General features: G+C 35.9%; 17 protein-coding genes and 2 pseudogenes. 6 read left to right on the forward strand and 13 right to left on the reverse strand.

Features of this window, described 5'->3' with window-relative positions; translation table 11 throughout:
- Window positions 1-40: 40 nt before the first annotated feature.
- From CJF42_RS11120 to CJF42_RS11170, 11 genes are all read right to left on the reverse strand, one after another.
- On the reverse strand, window positions 41-1,744 hold the full coding sequence (locus CJF42_RS11120; RefSeq protein ID WP_095366752.1) for a hypothetical protein: 1,704 nt from the start codon (window positions 1,742-1,744) through the stop codon (window positions 41-43).
- Window positions 1,737-2,534 (reverse strand): M48 family metallopeptidase, encoded by a 798-nt coding sequence (locus CJF42_RS11125; protein ID WP_095366753.1) that lies wholly within the window; start codon window positions 2,532-2,534, stop codon window positions 1,737-1,739. Before CJF42_RS11125 ends, CJF42_RS11120 begins: the two co-directional genes overlap by 8 nt.
- 9 nt (window positions 2,535-2,543) lie before the next feature.
- A complete protein-coding gene (locus tag CJF42_RS11130; protein WP_095366754.1) occupies window positions 2,544-5,870 on the reverse strand; it encodes a type I restriction endonuclease subunit R in 3,327 nt (1,108 codons plus the stop codon).
- Entirely contained in the window at window positions 5,867-7,795 is a 1,929-nt protein-coding gene (locus tag CJF42_RS11135; RefSeq protein ID WP_095366755.1) for an ATP-dependent nuclease, read from the reverse strand. The genes CJF42_RS11130 and CJF42_RS11135 overlap by 4 nt, the downstream gene beginning before the upstream one ends.
- Window positions 7,795-9,543 carry a hypothetical protein gene (locus CJF42_RS11140; protein WP_095366756.1) on the reverse strand — a complete coding sequence of 583 codons (1,749 nt, stop codon included), beginning with the start codon at window positions 9,541-9,543 and terminating at the stop codon, window positions 7,795-7,797. Before CJF42_RS11140 ends, CJF42_RS11135 begins: the two co-directional genes overlap by 1 nt.
- Window positions 9,540-11,276: a hypothetical protein gene (locus CJF42_RS11145; protein WP_095366768.1), complete on the reverse strand. Its 1,737-nt coding sequence runs from the start codon at window positions 11,274-11,276 to the stop codon at window positions 9,540-9,542. The genes CJF42_RS11140 and CJF42_RS11145 overlap by 4 nt, the downstream gene beginning before the upstream one ends.
- 13 nt (window positions 11,277-11,289) lie before the next feature.
- Window positions 11,290-12,537, reverse strand: a complete 1,248-nt coding sequence (locus CJF42_RS11150; RefSeq protein WP_095366757.1) for a restriction endonuclease subunit S — start codon at window positions 12,535-12,537, stop codon at window positions 11,290-11,292.
- Complete coding sequence (locus tag CJF42_RS11155) at window positions 12,527-14,044, reverse strand: type I restriction-modification system subunit M (protein ID WP_095366758.1); 1,518 nt, start codon at window positions 14,042-14,044, stop codon at window positions 12,527-12,529. The genes CJF42_RS11150 and CJF42_RS11155 overlap by 11 nt, the downstream gene beginning before the upstream one ends.
- Window positions 14,045-14,096: 52 nt before the next feature.
- Complete coding sequence (locus tag CJF42_RS11160) at window positions 14,097-14,666, reverse strand: restriction endonuclease subunit S (protein ID WP_095366759.1); 570 nt, start codon at window positions 14,664-14,666, stop codon at window positions 14,097-14,099.
- Window positions 14,667-14,850: 184 nt separating this feature from the next.
- Entirely contained in the window at window positions 14,851-16,104 is a 1,254-nt protein-coding gene (locus CJF42_RS11165) for a hypothetical protein (RefSeq protein ID WP_095366760.1), read from the reverse strand.
- Between the two features lie 60 nt (window positions 16,105-16,164).
- On the reverse strand, window positions 16,165-16,413 hold the full coding sequence (locus CJF42_RS11170; RefSeq protein ID WP_095366761.1) for a helix-turn-helix domain-containing protein: 249 nt from the start codon (window positions 16,411-16,413) through the stop codon (window positions 16,165-16,167).
- Window positions 16,414-16,552: 139 nt separating this feature from the next.
- Between CJF42_RS11170 and CJF42_RS11175 the strand changes: the two genes are divergently transcribed.
- Genes CJF42_RS11175 through CJF42_RS11190 form a run of 4 tightly spaced genes read left to right on the forward strand, consistent with a single transcriptional unit; the run spans window position 16,553 to window position 19,266 of the window.
- Complete coding sequence (locus tag CJF42_RS11175; protein ID WP_141235541.1) at window positions 16,553-17,056, forward strand: VspR family transcription factor; 504 nt, start codon at window positions 16,553-16,555, stop codon at window positions 17,054-17,056.
- 15 nt (window positions 17,057-17,071) lie between these two features.
- A complete protein-coding gene (locus tag CJF42_RS11180) occupies window positions 17,072-18,553 on the forward strand; it encodes a DEAD/DEAH box helicase (RefSeq protein WP_095366763.1) in 1,482 nt (493 codons plus the stop codon).
- 17 nt (window positions 18,554-18,570) lie between these two features.
- Window positions 18,571-18,915 (forward strand): hypothetical protein, encoded by a 345-nt coding sequence (locus CJF42_RS11185; RefSeq protein ID WP_095366764.1) that lies wholly within the window; start codon window positions 18,571-18,573, stop codon window positions 18,913-18,915.
- Window positions 18,916-18,921: 6 nt separating this feature from the next.
- Entirely contained in the window at window positions 18,922-19,266 is a 345-nt protein-coding gene (locus tag CJF42_RS11190) for an arsenate reductase/protein-tyrosine-phosphatase family protein (protein ID WP_095366765.1), read from the forward strand.
- A gap of 159 nt (window positions 19,267-19,425) precedes the next feature.
- Here CJF42_RS11190 and arfB read toward each other — a convergent pair.
- Window positions 19,426-19,680 (reverse strand): annotated as a pseudogene (arfB, locus tag CJF42_RS11195) (alternative ribosome rescue aminoacyl-tRNA hydrolase ArfB); the annotation flags it as partial.
- A 1,016-nt stretch (window positions 19,681-20,696) separates the two neighbouring features.
- Here arfB and CJF42_RS11200 point away from each other — a divergent pair.
- Window positions 20,697-21,269 (forward strand): response regulator, encoded by a 573-nt coding sequence (locus CJF42_RS11200; RefSeq protein ID WP_095366767.1) that lies wholly within the window; start codon window positions 20,697-20,699, stop codon window positions 21,267-21,269.
- Window positions 21,270-21,368: 99 nt separating this feature from the next.
- Here CJF42_RS11200 and CJF42_RS11205 read toward each other — a convergent pair.
- A pseudogene (locus CJF42_RS11205) lies at window positions 21,369-21,506 on the reverse strand (IS4-like element ISMps1 family transposase); the annotation flags it as partial.
- A gap of 371 nt (window positions 21,507-21,877) precedes the next feature.
- Between CJF42_RS11205 and CJF42_RS11210 the strand changes: the two are divergent.
- Window positions 21,878-23,833, forward strand: a complete 1,956-nt coding sequence (locus CJF42_RS11210; RefSeq protein WP_095366769.1) for an alpha-amylase — start codon at window positions 21,878-21,880, stop codon at window positions 23,831-23,833.
- The last annotated feature ends 465 nt before the right edge of the window (window positions 23,834-24,298 follow it).

The raw sequence follows: 24,298 nt of genomic DNA on the forward strand, positions 1-24,298 counted from the left end.
CCCCCCCTGAGTTGACCAGTTCAACTCAATGAAGCTACAGCTAAGGTGTGTAAGTAGATTTTCTTCTAACCTCAGCTCTTCGGCTATTATGGTCAACTTCTAAATTACATATAACTACAGTTATTTCACGAACTTTATCTGAAAATGGCTTTCTGGATTGGCGTAAAGTAAAAGTTAACCTACCTTCACTTTTAAAGTCATTCAATAATGTAAGAGATAACTTTTCCCTTGTTGCATAATGTTGGATTCCATCATTAACTTTATCAATGAAGTTTATAATTCGTTTATCATGTGCAAATAATACAAGGTAATGTCCTGTATGAAATCTATTATCAATACCATCGTTTTCACTGTATCTACCAAATATCTGAAATAATCCGTCTATAGTTTTTGATTTTATATCTTCTTGTTTTTTCAGCAGCTTGAATTCAATGTGCCCCATTATTTTATTGTGGGATTTGATAGTTATATCAGTTCTCCCACAACCCAAAAACAACTCAGTGCTTACTGAAACATGTTTTTCAGTTCGATATATAGAACGTAAGTTTGATGCGATAATTCCTGACAAGTTTTCTTCATTGAATGGAGTGAAGTCTACCTCTTTTGTTGTTTTATTTTTATTCTTAGACAATAGATATAAAGTATTGTTTTGTTTAATTTCGTCTAAACAAAACATTAGATTGCTATCAAAATTACTAGATACTTCAATTCTATTTGCTAATAAAAGTAGTTCTAGCCTAGATTTTTCGAGCATTTCAAGAATATTTCTTTTAACTTTTATGTCATAAATATAATGAAGATCTTTACTGAGTAGTTTTAAGAAATCGGCTCGAATAAGTTTAACCGAATTTACAACACCTCTTGCATTTGGAGTGTTCAAATTAGCATAAGGCCTATAGCGCTCATAGTATTCATTAAGTTCATTTAGCCTATTTTCTATTTTTTTTATTATATGGCCCAAATTTTCCAACGGAAATTGAGATGAATTCTCCTCAATTTGGAGTCGCAACTTTGCTAATCTTCTAGATGCATCAGTTACAATCGTTGTATTGTGAAGGTATCTATCTTCTCTATTAAGAAATACTCCTCTGATAGAGGTATCATTTTCAATCAGATTTTTAATGAAATGATTATCAATAGAGCTTCCAACAAAAAATAAATATGAGTCAGAAAAGACGTTTGGTTTTATAGAGTTTATATTAAATATTATTTCTATTTTTACTTTCCCTCTATTGAGTAATATGACCAAGTTTTCTTCTACTTCATATATTCCTTCTGCTTTTTTATTCAACCAAGCATGCTTTGAAATCAGTTCGGCCATATCACTTGCATTGTAAACAGGCCGATCAAGAAGTCGATTAATTTCATTTAGAATATCCTCAAGATAAACCTTAGTTCCAACATGTTTTTTATGGAGTCTTGATATATGGTCTTTAATTTTAACAAAATGTTCTCTAAGTTCGATGGGCAAAAAGGATTCATGCTCATAACTAATATTGGTATGAATTCGTTCGAGCATCTTTTTTAAATCATTGAATGATTTATTTCCCCAGGTTTGATTCAATTGATTTGGGTTATAGGTCATCTGAATGTATTCATCAATGTTAGTTAGAAAACCATAAACTCCTGGTTTACAACGAAGAGCTAAAGCTTTATCAATTTTAAGCTCTAACTCCAAATCACGGTTGAAGTTAGATTCATCTAATGTTGGTTTACTAATCATAAAGTTCTGATCTTCACTCATTCAAATACAACTCCGCCATATCATCTAACTTAGCTTTAACTTCTTTCCAATTGGGCATTACCTGCGTGAGCAAACGCCAAAAACGGTCACTGTGGTTATGTTCAGCAATATGGCAAAGTTCATGAAGGATCACGTAATCAATACACTCTTTAGAGGCTTTGATTAAATGTGGGTTAAGCATTAAGCTACCTTTTGTAGAACAGCTTCCCCATTGTTTCTTCATCACCATAATACGAAATGAAGGTAAGCCTTTAACCCATGAGGCTTTAGGTAACATCGCTTGCAGTCTTTCATGGAATACAGCATTAGCCCGGTGGATATACCACTTATCTAAAAGTGCTTTTATTTTTACCGCCCGTTCATCACAGTCTTTTTTAAAAGTGACGGTTAATTTACCCCTGTGCAATTTCACCTTTGGTGTTAGCTCAGGATCTATAATCACTTTTAGTACATAGCGTCTACCTAAATAGAATTGTGTTTCACCACTTACATACTGTCTCGGCAACACATATTCCTGCTGAGTAGAGAACTCAACGATACTTTCCCAAATCCAACGAGCACGCTTTAACATAGCTTCTTGTATAGCTTCAGGTGTAGCATCACTAGGTGCTGTTGCTACAACCCTTTGGTCAGGATGAACTTTTATCACTACCTTTCTAGCTTTAGCCTTTGAGTTGTTATCAACAACAGTGCGGCACGATTCACTTAAACGAACGATGTCATAATTAATGACTTCTTCACCATAAACAAACTTACCTTGCTCTTGAGTCGTTTTACTTATTTCACTCATTTACTTAAGCTACCCACGAGATAATCCTAGACGAGTGATTTTAAGCACTTCTTCAATTAGCTTCTGAGCACTCTCAATACCAAAGTCAGCAAATAGCATTGGAAGTAGTTTTACACTAATCGCGTTTTCAATTTCACCAGGGTTTATCGAAAATTCAGCAACTGCTGTTTTAACCACATCGTCGATATCAAACGCATATTGCACTAATTTATCTTCATCGATATTGCCGCTCGTTAGTACACCATCTTTAAAAAGGTGCTTAAACAAGCCAAAGTATGCCTGAGCATGTTTGTTTTGTTTTCCATCAGCATCAGTGAATGCTTCAGGCATGCCTTCAACCTTGCGCTCTTTCACTTCTTGTTCAAAATCAGCAAACAATATGTATTGCTTAACGGGTGCATCAAACATCGCTTTAGTTTCGTCAATCGCTTTCTTGAGTAAATTAGAGAAGTATTCTTGAGCATATGGGTCATCAGCAAGATCTTGTTCAATCATCTTAGTGATGCGGCCGGTGATTTTATCTGTTTGGTTACGAGCTTCATCATCAGTTAAGTCTTGCGGCTTAACATCTTTCCCTAAATTACCAACCAAATACGCGCCATCAGGCTCTTTAACTTCAATACCTGCGATATGTTTATCTAATAATTGGCGTATATCTTCTGCATAAACATCATAATCTACCGTTTCGTTCGCATCTTCACGTACCTGTTTACGAAGGTTAACGAACATTTTTAGTGTTTCTTTTAAATGATCACGAGAGCCTTTAGCCGATGCAGGGCCGTCAAAGCTTTTGTCATCAAAAAAGGTTGCTGACTGTAATGCGACTTTCATGCAGTTTGAAAATGCCGTTAATGCGGAATAAAACTCATCTCTTTTCTTAAGGTTTTTATCTAACAACTGCCCCTGAACATCTTCTATTTTTGGGGTAAGAGCCTGTCTAAGTGCTGCATGGTCTTTCTTGTTTGGCACCCCTTCAAAAATCGCCCATAAATCGTTATATAAACCTGGTAACTTTTTGTATTCCGTATCCATACGGTTATACAAACCTTTGAGGTCATCAACGTCAAAACCATTTTGATTGCGTTCTGCCAGTTCTTGATACTTTTCAATGGTCATATCGAGTTCTTTCAAAATGCCACGGTAATCAATTAAGTAACCAAACTGTTTCTTGCTGTGTAGCCTATTTACACGAGCAATAGCTTGAATCAAACTATGTTCTTTTAGTGGTTTATCGATATATAGAACTGTATTTTTCGGTTCATCGAAGCCCGTTAGTAGCTTATCAACAACAATCATGATATCTGGGCCATCATCTTTGCTGAAATCTTCAATTATTGATTTGGTGTATGCTTTTTCATCTTGTCCGAAGGAGTCAGCAACATTGCCTTTCCACCAGTTCTGCACAATATCCTTACTTTCTTGATCTACCGCCTCGTGCCCCTCACGAGTATCAGGAGGCGACATTGCAACAACAGAGGTAACTTTACCTATTTTATCTAAAGCTTCTTTATAGCGAATAGCAGACGCTTTAGAATCGCAAGCGAGTTGGCCTTTTAAACCTTGTTTCTTAAAGTTTTGAAAATGATCAGAAATATCATGTGAAATTAGCTCAATACGGCCTTCAGTTTGATAGATTTGGCCTTTTTGTGAAAACTTCTTCTTTAAGTCCGTTCTCTGCCTTTCTGTTAGTTTTTCAGTTATACGATCAAACCAAGCATCAATAGCTTTGTCATTCACGTTTAAATCAGCAATACGCTCTTCATAGAGCAATGGTGTTACCGTTTGGTCTTCAACTGCCTGTTGCATAGTGTAAGAGTGAATAATCGAGCCAAATTTATTTTCGGTTTTATCATCTTTAAGTAATGGAGTACCTGTGAATGCAATAAACGCTGCCTTTGGCAAGGTTTGCAGCATACGAATATTATTTTCACCATTTTGGCTTCGATGTCCTTCATCAACCAATACCAAAATGTTAGGGCTATCGTTGTAGCACTCATCATATTTTATTGCAGAGCCAAACTTATTGATGATTGAAAAGATAACTCGCTCATTACCTTTACCAATTTGCTGTGCTAAACGTTTGCCTGATGTCGCCATCGCATCTTTTTTATCGCGTTCAGTTAATACGCCACCAGAAGCAAATGTTCTACTTAACTGATCTTCAAGATCTACTCGGTCAGTCACAATAACCACTCGGCATTGAGCAAGCTCTTGTAACCAAATAAGTGCCTTTGACAAGAAAACCATCGTGAAAGACTTACCACTTCCGGTGGTATGCCAGATTACACCGCCATTTCTAGCTCCTGGTCGAGTACCTGTTTCATCAAAGCTAGTAATACGTTCTACTAAAGATTTAATACCAAACACCTGCTGATAACGAGCCACAATCTTACCTGCTTTCTTATCAAACAATGTATATAAGCGAGTCATTTCTAACAAACGTTCAGGTTTAAGAAGGCTAACAATCAGCCTATCTTGACCAGTTACCGCAAGCTCACCACCCGCTAATAATGATAAATACTCGTCTTTAGCTGCGGCTGGACGGTGCGCAAAAATCGCATCTAATTGCTCTGCACTTAGACCTGCATTTTTTAACCGAGAAAATTCATCTTCAACTATTTCTTCTTCTTTCCACTTAGCCCAGAATTTCTCAGGCGTGCCGCATGTGCCGTACAAACCGTCATGACCATTAACAGCCAGTAATAACTGGCTATAAGCAAATAAGTGAGGGACTTCAGCTTGGCCTTGATTACGGATTTGCTGCGACACTGCTTCATTTAATGTTGATTTACCTTCAGTAGATGAGTCTGGACGTTTTGCTTCAATTACTACCCAAGGTAGCCCATTTACAAAACAGACAATGTCAGGAATTCGATTTCCTGTACCTTCAGCGTTTTGCACCACCATCTCTTCAGTAAAGTGAAAGTAGTTGTTCTTTGTGTTTTGCCAGTCAATCAACTGAATAGTTGGTGAGGCTTTTCTACCATCAATAAACTCAGTGACGCCGACACCATACATCAAGGCGTTGTATAACTTCTCATTTGCACCTTTTAGCCCTTCATTCATCGCAGGGTTAAGTTCATGCATGATCTTATCAATAGCGGCATCTGATAGTTTGTGGTCTTTACCTGCGAACGGGAAGGTTTGTTTACTTAAAAACTCACGTATAACAGGCAATAACATTACCTGACCAGTTGATTTATCCGCTATAGAGTTCCCCCTAGCTTTTTCGCAACCACGAGGAGGAATAAACGAGTACCCAAGTTTACTTAGCAGAGTAAGGGCTGGGATTTTCGAGCTAAACTCTTCCTTGAAGTTTGCTAAACTTATAGTCATGCTGCTTGTCCTTCTTGTCCTTCTTGTCCTTCTTGCTCTTGTTGCTCATCTGCTTCCACTAAAACCTCTAACTGAACAAACAACTCTCTTAGTGATGGATAAAGATCGTTAATGTCATTTAAAAACTCAATATAAGCGAGAAAAAGCTTTGAAGATATTTCTTCATCATCATTGGAAGTACGAATAAACAATGAACGACCTAGACTTTCTTCTAGCTTAGTTACAAATAGACTTATAAATGGTTTTGACATTACCAAAGCCGTTTGAAAATTGCCGTCTATAGTCCAAGAGCGCATAACATCGGCATACTCTAGATTTGAAAACTCTGGTCTATTCCTTTTTTGACCATTAAATCTACTCTCTACAGTTTGGTTTAAATCTGAATGAATATCACTGATAGGCTGTAAGATAGAGTCATGTAAAATCGTATCGACTCGTCTATTTACATCAGCTTCTGGTAAATAATCGACAAAAGTATAAATAAATCGCTTTAAAATTATTATGTCGGAAAATAACACTGATTCGACACAATATCCTGTATGGCTGAACGGGTTACAACGTTTACCCTGAATTTGTCTCTTCAGTTCACTATCAACTTCATTAGTTGAAAAATCTCTATCAAAAATAACATTCCAAGTTTTCCCTCTTAAAATAGAGGTCAGTGTTCGTTTGTTATATTCAACTTTTTGAAGAATGTTATCTTTACCTCTTAACGGAAAAAATGATACATCAGATAAACAACCGCTAACTTCAGTGATATCTTTTAGTTTTACATTAATAGCCTTTAAATACTCTGCATCATCATTTCCTTCCACGAAAGCGATATGCTTGGCTTGGTTTAGATGCTCTAACGATAGAATTACGCCACCTAATGCTCGCTTGATAGTATCAAAGCTTCGGTGTTCTATTGGAATAAGCTGCTTGTCAGCCTTCGCTTCTTCACTAAGAAAGAATACTTCTCCTTCCCCTGCATTAGTAACAAACTGGTCATTATGGCTAATAATAAAAAACTGATTATCAAGAATACTTCGCAAATGACTAATAAGGTTTGATTGTAATTTAGTATGAATATGCGAGTCTGGCTCATCTACAAGTAACAGTTTTAATGGAGCATCTAGAAACTCTATAGTTGATAGGATTTCTACTATTTGTAAAAAACCACTGCCTTGTAAATGTAAGTCTTGCTTTTTACCTGCACCTATAGTGACTTTGATCGAAACAAATTCATCAGTTCTTGCACGTGTCTTAGGCGGTAAATCGAATTTAACTGTTTTATCTAATATCTTTGTTATTGCTTCTTCTAGCTGCTCTATAGATTCTCGTTTAGCAATGATCTTATTTCTCAAAACTTCGTGAGAGATACCTTTCTGTATTTTTTTGGTGACCTGAGCGTCATTCAAATAAGGTTCGTATTGTAAAACACCAGCAACGGGCCTTGTTTGATATATGAATATTGCTTCATCTAGTGTCTTGCCATCAGCCACAATTTTTTCAGCAAAACTAGAGAATTGATTTTGCTCTATAGGTTGAATCCGAAAAAATGCATTTGAAATAGAAGTAGGTCGTGAAATCTTAAACCCAAGATTAAATTGCTCACCATCAACGCATAAAGTAACAGTTATTTCTGCATTTCTTGTTCGGCCTGAATGAAAAAATAAATCATTATCACTAGTAAGTCTTAGAAAATCTAACTCTTGATAATTAACATAACGGCTAGTCGAATTTCGAACTTTATAAAAACCTTTTCTTGAAGCTAAAATGAATGCTTCATAGCACTTTTCCCATAAATGAATGCCTTCAAATATTGTAGATTTACCTGCGCTATTCTCACCAATGATTATGTTAAAGCTGTTATTTGGTGAAATAGTTAAATCTTCAAAAGATTTAAAGTTTTTTAGTTGGATCTCACTCAATCGTATTTGCATTATTTAATTCCCTCAGCGCTTTTTTGGCTACCAGCTTCTTCTTGTTCTGTTCTCTGCTTATAAATATCGATAATAAAATGCATTGGTACGGGCAACCTGTAATGCCTACATCCAGTTAAGATAATCGGCCAAAAAGAAAATTGAAAAGCAGACATATCATAAACTTTATTTGATTGGTCGCACTCATTAACCAACTGTTTAATCAACTCTTCTGGCTCTTCAGTCACGCAAACATCAGATAACGTTGCACCATGCACTTTATCGAAACGGTAAAAGTGTTCTTCGGAAGACTCATCAAGAAAATACACTTGAAAGTTACAGTGCGGTAAAAATTCTTCTTTAATTTTTTTAACTATTTCATATGGTTCTGTAACCCCCATAATTGCTGAAAAGGTAGATATATAGGGGTACAGTATTGCCCCCTTAGTAACACTCTTTCTATACTCTTCGGTTTTATCAATGGGGTGTTCTATTAATTCAGCATAGCTTTGAATTGTAGTTGGGTATTTATCACCAATCTTAAACATTTGATATATCTCTCGGGACATATTGCTTAACCAAGAGTTGATATCACGCCAATGTTTATGATCGAGAGAAAGGAACCAAAGAGCTAATACTAAATCGATAGCTTGCTCATCTTTGTATGGTGTAAACAAAATAGGATTGTTTACGATTAACTGCTTAATGCTATCTTGATATTTAGTTACTGCTTCTGAAAAAAATCTTCCAGCTTCTACATTTTCATCACTAACTTGGCTTAAATACCAGTATGACCAACAACCAGTTAGGGCTAACCTACCTAACACATCGAACAACTTTAAGTTTACATCTGTGGAACAAGACGGATTTACTGCATGTGATAAAGCATACAAGTTATTGCAATGAGGTATTATTTTTTCTTCAATGTACTGATTTGATACTTGTAAATTTAACTTAAGAATTGAATCCAAAGTTGTCATTGTTGAAACTGCTACCTTGTTTTTTTTGCCAAACGCAAACTTTGCTGCTTCCCAGGCATTTAGCATCGTAAACTCTGCTGATAGAAATGCGCTCTCTAGGTTATCCTCATCTCTGCACCATGAGTATAAAATCCAAAGGCATAAATATAATTGGCGAATACCCGTTAAAATATCTTTTGGCTTTTTATCATCAGTACAAGTGAGACTAATGGCAAGCTGGCTAAAGTGTTTGAAAGACACTTCTGGCTCGTCAATCATCGCCAATGACTTGCGAAGTAAACTGCGACAGTTCTTAGGTAACAGTTCCTCACGAAGCATATGTTGCTCGACTAAATCAGCAAGCCTGTCACCATTCCATTCAGAAAAACTTAAATCATCTGCTTTTAATTTGCCTAAAAACATGCTTACGTTAGATCTTACTTCTTCTTTAACTTCACCACCAAAACATAAACAAATTTCAACAGGACTTTCATTGTACTCAGCTGGAATACGGGTCGGAATGAATACATCAATAATTTCATTAATGGACGGGCGTAAGTCTTGTGGATTTGCACTGTCCCAATCCCTACGGTCTAAATCGCCAGACTTTACCGAAAATAAATATACCTTACTTTCTGATTCACTAGACAACTTACCAAAAGCACCAACATCCACACCATATTGTCTGCTGCCAACACCTGGTTTCAAGAAAACTTCTAAGCCCATTTGTGATAGTAAATCAGGTAATAAAGCATCCAATTCGCCTCGTTCTTTCAAAGAGGCTAAATATTGTCTTATCACTAATTTCATGAGGTACATCCCTCCGCTTTAAACTGCCAGATCATATTTTCTAAACCGTGTGGGTCAAGATTGTGCATTGATGCAAACTCAAATGATGTACTGATTTCACTAAGTGGAACTTCCTGACGGGTCTTTTGCTCACCATGATGTATATAGTGAATCGACTTGTTTCCATAGAGCAATACTGACTCATTTCCACCTAACAAAGAGGTAAAAATCGACTTTTTTCTAGCCTGTTTCATAGATTCATTCATTAGCTTATTGTGATGCCGCCAATATGTATGCCTATCTTGCTGGCTAGGGCTTAATTCGTTTATTTTAAAAGCTGCTTTTACTGATGCTTGGTATTCTTTGTATTCAGATAGCACATCCGTTGCAAGCTGTTTAACCCTGTGTTCTTTTGACCCATTCAATGCTTCCAAATGATCTCGAATACTTCCTGGGTAACTTACACAGAGAGGGTGAAAAATAAGTTGCTGAATATCTGCTAATTCATCATCAGGAGCATTAAGAACTAACGACTCAATTAAGCTAATTGCTGTTTTAGGCTGATTGAAGAACCACCCACAAGCTTTTCTCGCTAAGAAAAGGTGTACGCCTTTGCTTTCTTTGGCTACGAGGGCACGATCAAAGCCAATAGAAATGCCTTTGTCTAAATCACGAAGAAGGTCAAAAGCGTATTTCCCTAGCTTAATTCTTTTTGATAACAACCATCTTGTAAGTAATGCGGATAGGTGAGTATCTCGGTGGTTATGTAGTTCTCGAACAAAACTATCAAAATACTTTACTGATAATTTGTACTCGCTTAATTCGAAAAAACGCTCTAAAAAAAGCACACAATCATCGAATCGATTGCTTTTTAGTAGTCTATCCAAAGCAAAGTCAACATTATTGATAGTGCCTTTGTTTTCAGGTTTGGTATAACAGCAAATATTCAACAAATTAGGTTCAACATTACTGCTTACCTTTTTTTCGTCATAAAACAATATTTCTGAAGCAGCATGAATATAACGATCATCTAAGTGATCTGAATGCGTGTTTAAAAAATCTAAGAACAAGCATTCTAAATCATCAGACTGAGAAACAACGGTAAACATCGCTCGCATTGATGTAGCCAAAATCAAATCAGTTGGTGAAGAAATGGATGATTTAGTGATAGCTATTGCAACTGGTTCCAAGAGCGTTTTGTCTTGGAAGTTAATTCTACCCAATGCAAAAATGGCTCTTTGTATAATTAACTCATTTTCATGAGTAAGCAGTTCAATAGCTTGATTTACATAAGTAACTTCATCATTACTTGCACCTGCTTCAATAGCAGTAGTTAAATGGTCAAAGTCTTCATCAATATTGGTTAAAGCTATATCCAAAAGAGCTTTGGCTCTATCATCACCCTTTATACAGAACTCTTTGAATGGTGACATTAGTGTGTAAGCGAAACCATCTTGACCAGCTTCTAGCGTAAGATGCTTCACACATTGAGCTACGCCTTTTACCGGAGCATTTATATCAGGTAAAACCTCTTCAAAAACTCGCCTTACTGAAAAGAAATCATGATTTTCAGGTGTGTTTTTAAAATTTTGAAATAACCCTATAAGGTTCAAATTTCCATCATTATGTAATTCAGCCAACGTGCTTGGTAGAAGCTTTTCATCTTTTCTGTCTTGATAGTAAATGTCTTGGATGAACTCAAAAAAGTTGCCATCCTCATTAGCTATTAATAGTTTTTCTTTAAGCTCATCCATAATCATTTAATTCCTATACCGATACTCTGCGCTTGCCTGTTAACAACTGCTGCATTAACGCTTTTTTTTCTTTTTTTAAATCGGCAAGTTGCTTTTCTAACAATTCGATTTCTTTATCCGCATTTAATAAAATTTTTGCTATCTTTTTCTGCTCTTCAACAGTTGGGGGACAGAAAAATTTAGTTTGTTTTGCATTTGAAATTGTAAAGGTTCCGACTGTAGTGATCGTGGTCTGATTTAAAATTTGGTTTTGAATGTATGTACTTTCAAAGCAATAATTAAAGAAATTACTATCCACAGAACCATTAGACTTAAAGCACAAAACGTTACCATCTTTAAAATAAAATCTATCGTCCTTTTTTACTTGGTAAATAATACCCAGAGTACCGACACCACTTACTAAAAAGTCACCCTCCTTCGGTAAACCATATTTTTCTTCAAGCTGAGAAAATAACTTTTCACTGATAAAAATTTCACTTTTGAATGGCTCTCTCTTCGTCAAAGATACTAATTCACGAGTCCTTAAAAATGGTACGCCGCGATCACACCAATCAGCTTGAAGAACTCTTTTACTAGAGCCTACTTCAAATGCTTCGCTAATTAACATTGTATTCCACTCACCCTTAAACGGTTTACTTGAATCGTCCAGTAGCCGCTTTTTGCCTGTGAGCAGTTGTTGCATTAGGGATTTCTTCTGCTGTTTGCTGTTGTCGATTAAGCACTCGGTAGTGCTAATCGCTTTATCCCAAGTTGATAAGATTTTTGCGATTTTTCGTTGCTCCCCTAGAGGAGGAACCAATAGGGGAAGTTTTTCTAAAGTTGCTTTATTTAATTTAAAACGCCCAGCACCTTGCCTCGAAAGGAAGTTGGTAATGTTACGATGCTTGAAAAAGATGTAAAACCACTCTGAATCACACTCTTTTGAGCTTTCTATAATATGTGCATGATTATTTACAGTACATTTGCCGCTTATAAATTGAGTTTGACGCATTGTCGAGTATTTAAGGAAGTGGTCACCATCTTCTCCAATCAATGCATATATACCATCTTGTTCATAATCAGAAATATAATCCTGAATTTTAGTTGGCCCATAATAAGGGTAACTACCTTGCATAGTTGACCGAACTTCTTGGCTTATTGGTTTACGGAAATTATTCCTAATATTTAAAGCATTGCCTACCTTCTCTAACTTCCAATCATCAGGAATGAAAGTTACCTGAGCTTGAATTAATTCAAGTTTTGTATGTTGATTAGGCACCATAACCTAACTCCTTCAAGTAGCTTTCCATTTCTGCTTCAAGTGTTTTTAATTCTCTCTGTAGTTGCACTCGCTCAGTACGTACAGCGACTAAATCAATTTCAGCTTCTTCTTCAAAGGTATCTACGTAGCGAGGAATGTTTAGGTTAAAATCATTGTCTTTTATTTCATCAAAGCTTGCTAAGTAAGCATATTTATCAACATTTTCACGAGTTTTATAAGTGTCGATAATTTTTTGAATGTTCTCATGGGTTAACTGGTTTTGATTTTTGCCAGACTTAAATTCTCGGCTGGCATCGATAAACATGACATTCTTGTCTGCTTTATTTTTCTTAAAAATAAGAATGGCGGCGGGAATACCCGTACCGAAGAAGAGTTTTTCAGGTAGGCCAATAACGGCATCTAGTAAGTTTTCTTCAATGAGTTGTGTGCGTATTTTACCTTCAGATGACGCTCTAAATAATACACCATGCGGAACTACAACTCCCATACGGCCAGACTCTGGTTTTAGCGTTTCAATCATGTGACTGATAAACGCATAATCACCTTTAGTTTTTGGTGGCACGCCACGGCGAAAACGTCCAAACTCATCATTAGCTGCTCCTTCATGTCCCCATTTATCAAGTGAGAACGGAGGGTTTGCTGTTACTATGTCAAAATGTAGTAAGCCAGTACCTTCTTTATCTAACAGCATTGGGTGGCGAATGGTATCGCCCCATTCAATACGGTGATTGTCTTCACCGTGTAGGAACATGTTCATTTTGGCAAGTGCCCAAGTAGATCCAATCGCTTCTTGCCCAAATAAAGCATACTTTTTAGAACCCGAGTTTTTGCGCACCATAGCGCCACACTTCATTAATAGTGAGCCAGAGCCACATGCAGGGTCACATATTTGGTCGCCTTCTGCTGGTTCTAAAATAGTGGCAAGCAAATCTGAAACTTCCGGTGGCGTATAAAATTCTCCTGCCGACTTACCACTGCCAGCGGCAAAGTGTTTGATTAGGTATTCGTAAGCATTACCAATAATGTCGAGCGAGCCAACACGACTAGGGCGTAAATTAAGAATGTCTTTACCAAAATCTTCTAAAATATGACGAAGAATATCGTTCTTTTGTTTTTCTTGGCCGAGCTTATCAGTGTTAAAGCTGATGTCTTGAAACACGTTTTTAAGTTTAGTGCCATTGGCTTCCTCAATAGCGTGAAGCGCTTGGTCGATGCGTTGGCCATTGCCAGCCTTATGGCGCTCTTCATATAAATCCCAAAAACTTGACCCTGCTGGTAATACAAAACGCTGTTTTGCCATCATTGCACGTATCAGCTCAGGATTATCCCCGTATTGCTCAACAAGTTTGTCGTATTCGTCTTGGTAAACATCAGAGATATACTTTAAGAACAACATGGTAAGAATGAAGTCTTTATAGATAGACGGATCTACCGTGCCTCTAAAGGTATCGCAAGCTGCCCATACGGCCTTATTTATTTCATCCTGATTAATCTGTGTTGTTGTCATATCTTAATTTCCTTAAACTTAAATTCTGTATTAAACCTTTATTAGCCAATGCTTAACCAAGTAATGCTTGTGCGATGCCTTGCATCTGGCTGGCTCTGTTGTCGATTAAAGCATTGAACAAACGCTTTTCTTGTTTAACTTTGTTATCAAACCCTACAATTGCCATTTGCTTTTCGATGCTTGGAATGACTAACGGTATCGCTTCTAAAACGGCTCTTCTAATACTCACTTGCGCACTGCCTTCGGCAGAGTTTGCAAAGTAACGTTGAGCATTTTTTTGGTTTAGTTGCCAAGCAACAAACTCAGGTAAAACGGTTTTATCTGTAATTTGAATTAAAAAATAATGCGGAGCACAAACTGTCGGTTGATTAATATCATCAACATATGCAGCAACGTTGCGACCACCACGAGCTGCAAAAAGTACATCACCTTTTTGAAGCCATTCAGGGCTTTTACGCCCAGTTATTTCTGTACGAATGATTTGCTGCCAATGAATATACCCATCGTTATCAATATCCCTGATCTGTACCACATAGGCGTTACCATCCTTGTATTCAGGTATTTTTCCCCTAAACGGGTGGCCTGCTTTTACAATCGCAATATCAGCTAATGTTTTATTCATTTGCCATACTCAATTATTTGCACCATACCAATGATGCATAAATAATGATTCGCGATGATTATTTAGTCAAGCTTTATTTTGCATCTTTTAAATGGTGCACAATGAATATAAGGCAGAAAATGTTGGTTAGTTATCTAGATATGGATACAATCCACGAGATTGGAGTGTGTATTAATATATATGCTTATTTGGCAGAAAAGGCCTTTATTACCTCATATTCCAGTTGCTTTCTGATAGTAGCTACTCTGGTATATGAAGGCTTATTTTTAGCTCTTCTATTCATGGCTTCGTGATTGAACACTTCATTATTTTTTGACTCCCCAATTGTGCGATTAACCCATGAAGGTATATCTACATCAGGAATCATATAAAACTTATTTGACCATTCCTTGCCAGGGAAAATAGCACCTTTGGATTTAAACAACTCACCGACTTCGATAATTCTGCGATCAAAAGAAGCGTAATATGCAATAGTTGGGACACCATGTTTAATAATGGTACTGAACTCTTCTGTAAACCTTAAAAGCAATAAGTCCCATGCAATACCATTTATATTTTTTGGCATTTCATGTAGGTTTTGTCCTCCATTTACTGGGTCAAATAAGGAAATATTTTCACCTAAAAGCCATTCACCACATATGTATAGCTCACGCATCATGATTACTGATAGAGTTTCGTCCATAAACTCCACGAGTTTTAAAACTTTATCTTCTTTTGACAAAGAGCTTTTCTTCAATAGTACGGACTTAAGTACAATAGCTGCTATGTGAGTTTGCAGTTGTTCTTTTTTATCGAACGCCTCTACAGTAACTTTATTTTCAAAAGATTCTAAATGATCAAATACTTTGTTCTTCAGGGTATTACCATCAAAAGGAAGTTTTACCTCTCTCGTTTTCAAAAAGTGCTCACGATCCATATTTGCTAGTTTATGCAACGCAAATAACTGATTGGTAATTTCTTTATTTTTGCCTATGAGATAGTTGGCATAATTTTCAAAGTTGTAGAAAGCAAAGTTAAACGTAATATCAGACTTGAATATGAAATCTATTAATTGTTCAAAGCTCTGCCCTAAATGACCTGTTATAAATTTTTCCCTATCATTAAAATAAGATAGTGCGTACTTACCTATTTGCGTGTCTAATAGCAATTCCGAATTGATAGGAAACCTTTGCTGATTTGTCATATCACTAAAAATTTTTTCATTAAGCAAATAGATTTGTGATTTTGAGAAGATGCTCCTTACAAAGAATTTTTCTCCATCATATGCCCCGACTCCTGACTGAATTGGCATCTCGTTACCAGCATCATCAAAACCATATAAAATAGTGATGCCTTTTATAGTGCGATTATCAAGCATCCATTTCCCAACAAGATCATTAACGTTTTCTATGTGGTTATATCGATCCATTAAAATGGCTACATCCTGACTTGAAATCATATAGTTATTCTTTTGATATTAGTGTAATTGATGAAGTGGCGAAATGTAGGTGTGAGTAGGCTATTTTTCATGCCTATCAAATTGTGTTTCTACCTCAGATGGCTCTGGGAATATTTCACTAATACCACATTGAAGGAAATGAATAACTTCGTATATCCTTTCGCATGAAACAGGTACATTACCTCTTTCAATTCGACTGAGGTAACTTGCCTCTATTCCTATTTTACTTGCTAACTCAGCCTGAGCTATAGAGCGCTTCGTACGGGCAAGTTTTATATTCATGCCTATCAACTTTTGTACCGGCTGCATTAAGGTATTCCACTAGTAAAAGAATAAATCTTCCCATATTGCAGTGGCTCAACCCATGACATATAATGAAACTAATTTACATATATATCAATTAAAGAACTTTTTTGTCAAAAAGTTGACTTTTATAGCAATAATAATAATGAAATTAGATCCTTTAGTCTGTCAAATTATCACGATGCCCAACATTGATCACTTCACCGTAGTAGAAGTGAGAACTGCTTACTTAATGCTTTCTAACAACATTAACCTAAATAAGGTGACTGTAAGGAAGTTTGTATATGCCGAATTAAACAAATTGGTTAAGCGAGGTTGGCTGAGCAAAACAACATCTGATGTTAAAGGGATCTCTCGTTTTAAGAAAACGAAGCTATTTGATTGTGACACATTAAAAGAAAATGTAACCAAAGAGACTCCCTCTGAAACACCTGACTCCAGTCTAAAAAAACAACTTAAACGTTCACTCAATGAATCGAATATTGAGTTACTTAAAGGGCTAGGTGCATTGGAGACTTACATGAATTTATGGCAGCAATACCCGAACAAAAGCCACGAGCTTAAAAATAAGTACAAAGCTGTGCAAGAAAATAATCATATCTTAGAAGGTAAGATTAGAGCGCTTAAAGATATTTTGAGTACAAGTTAACAAGGACTGAAATAGGTGAAATTAAGAAATTGGCAGTCTGAATGTGTGAATTCAGCAATTGAAAAATATAAGAGTTTTAAAAAACACTTTTTAGGCTTAGCGACTCCAGGAGCTGGAAAAACTTACATGGCATCGGTGCTTGCCAAGAAAATGTATGAGCAAGACCTAATTGATTTAGTAATTTGCTTTGCGCCTTCATCAGTGGTTTCTTCTGATTTTAGTGATGCATTGGTTGAGCAATTTGGTACACACTTTGACGGTACAATTGGTGCTTTGGGTGACTCATTTACTTATCAAAAGTTAAATTCAATACCTGAGCAGACTTGGCGTTTGTTAGATCAATATCGCGTGTTTGTGATCTTTGATGAGATCCATCATTGCGCAGGTTCTAGTGAGCATGATGCCAACGCATGGGGCACGCCAATTATTAATAAAATCAGGGACAAAGCGGAGTACACAATTGCATTAACAGGAACGCCTTGGCGTTCTGACTCTTTACCAATAGCACTGTCAGAGTATTGCGAGCAATCTGGAAAAGTGCTCTGCGATTACATTTATGGGTTAAAAGAAGCGGTACGAGATAACGTTTGTCGAATACCCCAAATAATTGCAGTTGATAACGATAAGATCACCATTACTGGTAATCAAGAGCATCAAAACTTTCAAAGCTTTTCAGAGTTGCTTTCTCAAAATATCATTCCATACACTCAATTAGTTAAAAACGAACTTGTTGTAGAGCAGCTTTTGCTGAGAGCCATCAATAAACTAGATGAGATTAGGGGTATTAATCATAATGCCGGAGGATTAGTTGTCGCATCATCGATTGAACACGCCTGTTCAATCAAAAATATAATGAAATGCTTGCTTAACACTGATGCCATTATTGTCACCAGTAACGAAAAGAAACCTAGCGCTATCATCAAACAATTTAGGAAAAGTAAGGATAAATGGCTTATTAGCGTTGGCATGGTAAGCGAAGGCACAAATATCCCAAGGCTTCAGGTTTGTTGCAACCTCTCTAATGTGAAGACCGAAATGTATTTTCGTCAAATATTAGGGCGAATATTAAGGAAAACTCAGTCAAAGAATCAAGATGCATTCATGTTTATACCCGCTGAACCAAACTTACTGGACTATGCCTTTCGTGTGGCTCAGGACATACCAGATGGTTTAAGCAAGGTTATCCTTACTACTATGAACGAAGAACTAAATGCTGATATTTCAGAAGCCGAAACCGTTGAAAAAAGTGAGCTAGATGAGCTATGTGTAGAAGTCCCTGAATGTATCAATTTAAAGGTTTCCGATCAATGTAACCAAAGGCTTGAGGAAGACAGACGAACTGCAAATGAAGCAGCTCTTAATACAAAAATTCATGACATGGCAATAGAGGGAATATTTAGTCATGAGCAATTAGAAATTGCTGACTTAGGTATGTACCAAATATCTGATACTTCAATGCAGAAATTGAGTGATCTTAATAATGCCTCGCCTCACTAAATTCAGGGTATTCGTGAATGAAAAATAAACTAACTTTAAACATAGTAGTTATAAATAATCAGTACTATGTAGCAATACCAAAAACTATTGAAGATAAACTTGAACTATCATCTGGTGATCAAATTGAGTTTAGTTGCGATCCTCACATTAAAATATGGAAAAGCAAAAGCATAAATGTTCCAACTGACGTTTTCGATAAGTTAATGGGCTTGTTCAAAACTGAAGATTATGTTTTTCAATGGCTTAATAAAAAACAAAGCTACCTACAAGGTAATGCACCTATTTCAATGCTTAGTGACCCTGGTGGTAAAGAAGCAGTTTTAGGATTAATAGAGCGATTGGAGCAAGGTGACTTTTCTTAGTTTGCTATGAATATTTTATTTTTATGTACCGCCAATAAGCAAAGAAGTCGAACAGCTGAAGAGCTATTTAGTGCTTTAGATAAAGCCAATACTTACCAATCAGCCGGCTTAAGTGCTAAATATGTCGCTAAGGCTAATACTACGCTTTGCACTGAAGAGATGTTAGCTTGGGCAGACAAGATTTATGTCTTTGAAAATGCACATATTGAACGTATTAAAAAATACACTGGTGATGCTTTTCTTTCTAAAATTTTAAATCTACAAATAAAAGATGAATATCAGTATTTTCAACGTGAGCTTATTTTGTTGATATTGGAAAGGTGTAGCTTTTTACAGAATGAATGTTTGTAAAGTTTTAACTGACTTTTTTATAACTTTAAAATATTATAATTATTCACTACATTAGTTTTGAAATTACTTTTACACATAAATATAGAGATCAATATGTTTGCTAATAAAGCTGAATTAAATAACAAGGTAAGTAAATTAAGACACCAACTGATTGACTAGTTTATTGTTGTTTTGAGGGTATCTGGGAAATTGAGCTTTAATTACTACCATACCTTCTGATGTAATTCGGTTATCAGTCAGTTTAAGTAATCGTTCCTTGTATACATTAGGTAAGGTAGATCGCTTGATGTCAAACCTTAAATGGATTGCAGTCGCAACTTTATTAACGCGTTGTCCACCATTGCCTTGAGCACGTATCGCATTTAATTCAATCTCCCACTCTGACAATATTACAGTATTAGAAATTTCTAGCATTTTATTCCTAAGTCAATACATTTGAGATTAGATATAGTCACTTCATTCAGAAGTATATTATAAGCTATTTAAGAGTATTAATACCATTTCCGTTAATAAAGTGGTCAATCAGCGGGAGTTCAAAGCGCTTTGAAAGCCGCCTAAAAGGAACTTTTGAGAATTTACACTTCGTTGTTATGTCAGCTCTAAAGGGAATATGAATTCACTGATATGCCTAGAATTGTAAAACCTCATAAGCTCTGAGTGGCCACTTAATTATCGGAATGGATATAAATAATTAGTTGAAATGCTATTTTACAGTATTAGAGGGCTATATTATATAAAGTCGATTTAATACATTTAAACTCCCGCTGAAATCATGCATTTCCAAGTAGCTTGGGTATATTAAGTCTGTCGGTTGTCATTTGGCTCAAAATCCCATTTATGGGAAATTTTAGAACCAACATAAGGATGATTGTAAGTAGATGATTGGGAGAACTTAATGGGTTTAATGTTGAATCCAGATAACTACGAGGTAGCCGCGACGAAAAAATCATAAAAAACGGATAGAGAGAAGCTACTTAGCTGTGCAGCTAGATCTGTGCCCAAAATAAAAGTAAAAATTGAGCTAAGTACATCAAAAAACTTAAGTATGCAGGCAATGATTGGAAAATCCATTTTTAGTCAAGTTAAAACTAAATCATCAAGAACCCCTAGTTATTTTGGCTCTTATGGGATTTAAAATAACATACATGATGCAATTTAAAGTAGCTGTTTCATCTACTCTATATAACGGTCAATTAACCAAGCACGTCTATGGTCAAAGTTATTGTTCGAATATGTGTCTATTTGTATTTTTGTTGCCATAATTAAAACATCAATTGCTAGGGTATGTTGTTCTATTGCTCATATGGTTGAATAAAATGAATCTGATATCGTAAACAAAGTTATTCCTGTTGGAAAGTCCATAGTAACTTACTTGCTTTATTTGAATAATCGAAAATACTTAATAAAAGATACACATAATAAGGTTTATCATGTTTTCATCCCCTGAAATCTCATTTTTGAAAAATGAACTACATAATTTCATCAATAAAATTCAAACTATGCTAGATAATCCAGCCATTGAAGGGGTGCGTCGAGATAAACTTGAGCAGAAACTAATTGTTACAGTATCAATTGTAAACAAACTAGATCATCAACAAGCTGAAAAAGACAATAGATCAACAAAAATAAGATTATTAATTGTCGATGATGTTGAATCCATGCGAAAAATACATCGACATTATTTTATGGAATCTGGTTTTAAAAATATTGATTTAGCAGAAGATGGCAACCGTGCTTTCCTAATGATGAAGAAAGCAATAGATAATGATCATCCATATGATTTGATTATATCGGATTGGGAAATGCCAAAAGTAAGTGGGTTAACATTATTAAAGAAAATCCGTATTGATAAGGATTTGTGGCGAACTCCCTTTTATCTTATTTCATCGTTATCAGAAAAAAAACATATTTTAAATGGGATTAACATGGGTGCCACAGGGTATATGGTAAAACCTGTAAATCAAAAAATGATTCTAGATAAGTTTAAAAGTTATTTTAAATAACATTGCCTAAACATATATTCTTTATCTTATATCCTTTCTACTAAATCTATCCCTATCCCTATCCCTATCCCTATCCATAAAACCCCATTTTAGAGAATATAACGCTATATTAACTAATGATTTTATCAAGGTTACAAATTGAGGCTTGCTTAGTTGATTGTGAAAAGGTTTATATTGAACATCTGTTTCCGTTAACTTAACAAAGTGACTGTATAAATCGATCTGAGAATCAACCGATTATCACCTAAGGCGAAAACGGTATTATAAGTCGTTGTTGACTAGTTGCTGAGTGCGCAGTTTATCTCCTAATTTAGCATTTACAAATATATTACTTACCCTTTTATAAGCATTTTATTTAAAAATTTGATGATAATTTAACATTATTGATCTGGTTATCAATAATGTTAAAACTCAAAAAATGTATGGCTGAATTATGTTGTTTATGCCGTTCACTGCATACGTATTCAAGAAAATTAACCATGACAGTGTTTTAATTTTGAGCAATCATCTAGAGGGTTTCATATTAATAGTACCGAATAAAACCAGTAATAAGAGGAACTGCAATGAAATACAAACTAACTAAAAATTTAATTAGAACAGTAATAGCAATGCCTTTAGTAACTAGCATGCAAATAAGGGCCGATGTTCAAGCGACTACTTTTGTGCATTTATTTGAGTGGCGCTGGCAAGATATTGCCCAAGAGTGTGAAAGTTATTTAGGACCCAAAGGTTTTGCAGCTGTGCAAGTTTCACCACCTAACGAACATATGCAAGGAGCACAGTGGTGGACCAGATACCAACCCGTCAGTTATCAATTAGAAAGCCGTGGTGGGTCACGTCAACAATTTGTTGATATGGTTAATCGTTGTAACGCAGTTGGTGTTGATATTTATGTTGATACTGTTATAAATCATATGGCTAATGGAAGTGGTATCGGTACAGCTGGCAGCAGTTATGGCAACAATAATTATCCTATATATAGCCCTCAAGATTTTCATAATTATTGTGCTATTAATGATTATACTAATCGTTGGCAAGTACAAAACTGTCAATTAGTTGGTTTACCAGATTTAAATACCGACTCATTTTATGTTCAAGAAACCTTGGCTGAATATTTGAATGATTTAATCAATATTGGTGTCGCAGGTTTTCGCTTTGATGCTTCAAAACATATGGCTGTTGAGGATATTCAAAATATTTTATCAAAAATCAATGGGACACCATTAGTATTTCAAGAGGTGATTGATCAAGGTGGTGAAGCTATAGGCTCTGACGAATATATCAGTACAGGATTAGTTACAGAGTTTAAATATTCAGTCAAATTAGGTGAAACCTTTAATAATGGTAAACTGGCTTGGTTAAATAACTTTGGTAAAGCTTGGGGGTTTATGGCTAGTAGCTCTGCAGTGGTTTTTGTTGATAATCATGATAATCAGCGTGGCCATGGTGGTGCCGGTAGTGTAATAACATTTGAAGATGGTCGCTTGTACGACTTAGCCAACGTATTTATGTTGGCTTACCCTTATGGTTATCCGAAAGTAATGTCTAGCTATGATTACCATGGAGATACCGATGCAGGTTCGCCCAGTACACCAGTACATAATAATGGAAACTTAGACTGTTTTGGTTCGAATTGGCAGTGTGAGCACCGATGGTCTTACATTGCGGGTGCAGTGGACTTTAGAAATAATACTACTGATCACTGGAATATTAATCATTGGTGGGATAATGGTAATAATCAGATAGCCTTTGGTCGGGGTAACTCGGGGTTTGTTGCCATTAACAAAGAAGATTTCAATTTAAATACCATCTTAACCACGGAAATGGGGGCAGGGTCGTATTGTAATGTGCTAAAAGGTCAATTATCAGAGGATAAACAATCCTGTTCAGGCGAAACGGTTGTTGTTAATAGCAATGGTACTATTAATGCTAATGTAGGGGCATGGGATGCTTTTGCTATTCATCAAGGAGCAAAACTTGAGGTTGCGCCTGAAGAAAATTGGCAGCGCACGGTAATTTTTATTCAAGCACAAACTCAAAGTGGGCAAGATATGTTTATTCGTGGCGGTATTGATCACGATTATGCTAATAATTATTTAGGTAAAAACTGCCAAGCTAATAATTACAATTGTGCTATTCCTATCAAACACAATAACTTACTAAATGCCACGACTACACCCTGGAAAAACAATGAATTGTATTTAGATTGGTATGGTAATGAATCTAGTCAAAGTAATGAAGTAGAGGGAACGCCGCTAGATTGGACTACTAATTTTTGGCTAAGTCAATGGGGGGTTAAACGCACTACCGCAACAGACGGTTATGGTGAAGATCCTCTGAATATTTGGGGCCAACATTATTGGATGCTAGATGTTGAGATGGATTGTAGTCAAACCGTAAATGGTGAGTTTGAAGTAAAAGCTTTTGTTAAAAATGGTCAAGGCTGGGAGGCTAATATTGTTCAAGTGCCTTCGCCTTATATATCTAATAATCATTTTGCGCAGTGTGGAAAAATCAATATGTTTAGATTCAACAATGATAATGCAGAAGTTTACGAGTTTTAAGCCGTTAACAGTTAGTTCATTTATATTGGTATGACATATATACCCAAACCACTTTAATGCTTGTTTCAGAATTTATCAGGTGAGTTAGCACAAGGCACATCATTTTAGGATATTGCCTTTCAAACTGATGTAACGTAGTGATTAGTTACCAGATAAATTCCCGCTGAAATCATGCATTTCCAAGTAGCTTGGGTATATCAGCGCTACGTGGAAATGCAGATTACAGAGCTTGGGTAGGATACGAGTACAAGGCATTATTTGTAATTCATGATATTCCCTGATTATGGATCATAACGTCATAATCGTTTTCTACCCAAACTACCGTAGGGTAAGACGATAAGTTGCTAACTGCGTTGTTATAAGATTTGTGTTGAGAATAACTTAACGATACATATTATGCCTTGCATTTGGCACGCTTATCGACTTGCTGAAATTATGTATTTCCATGTAGCACGGGTATATAGG

Source organism: Pseudoalteromonas sp. NBT06-2, from assembly GCF_002276045.1.
In the GTDB taxonomy this organism is placed as follows: domain Bacteria; phylum Pseudomonadota; class Gammaproteobacteria; order Enterobacterales; family Alteromonadaceae; genus Pseudoalteromonas.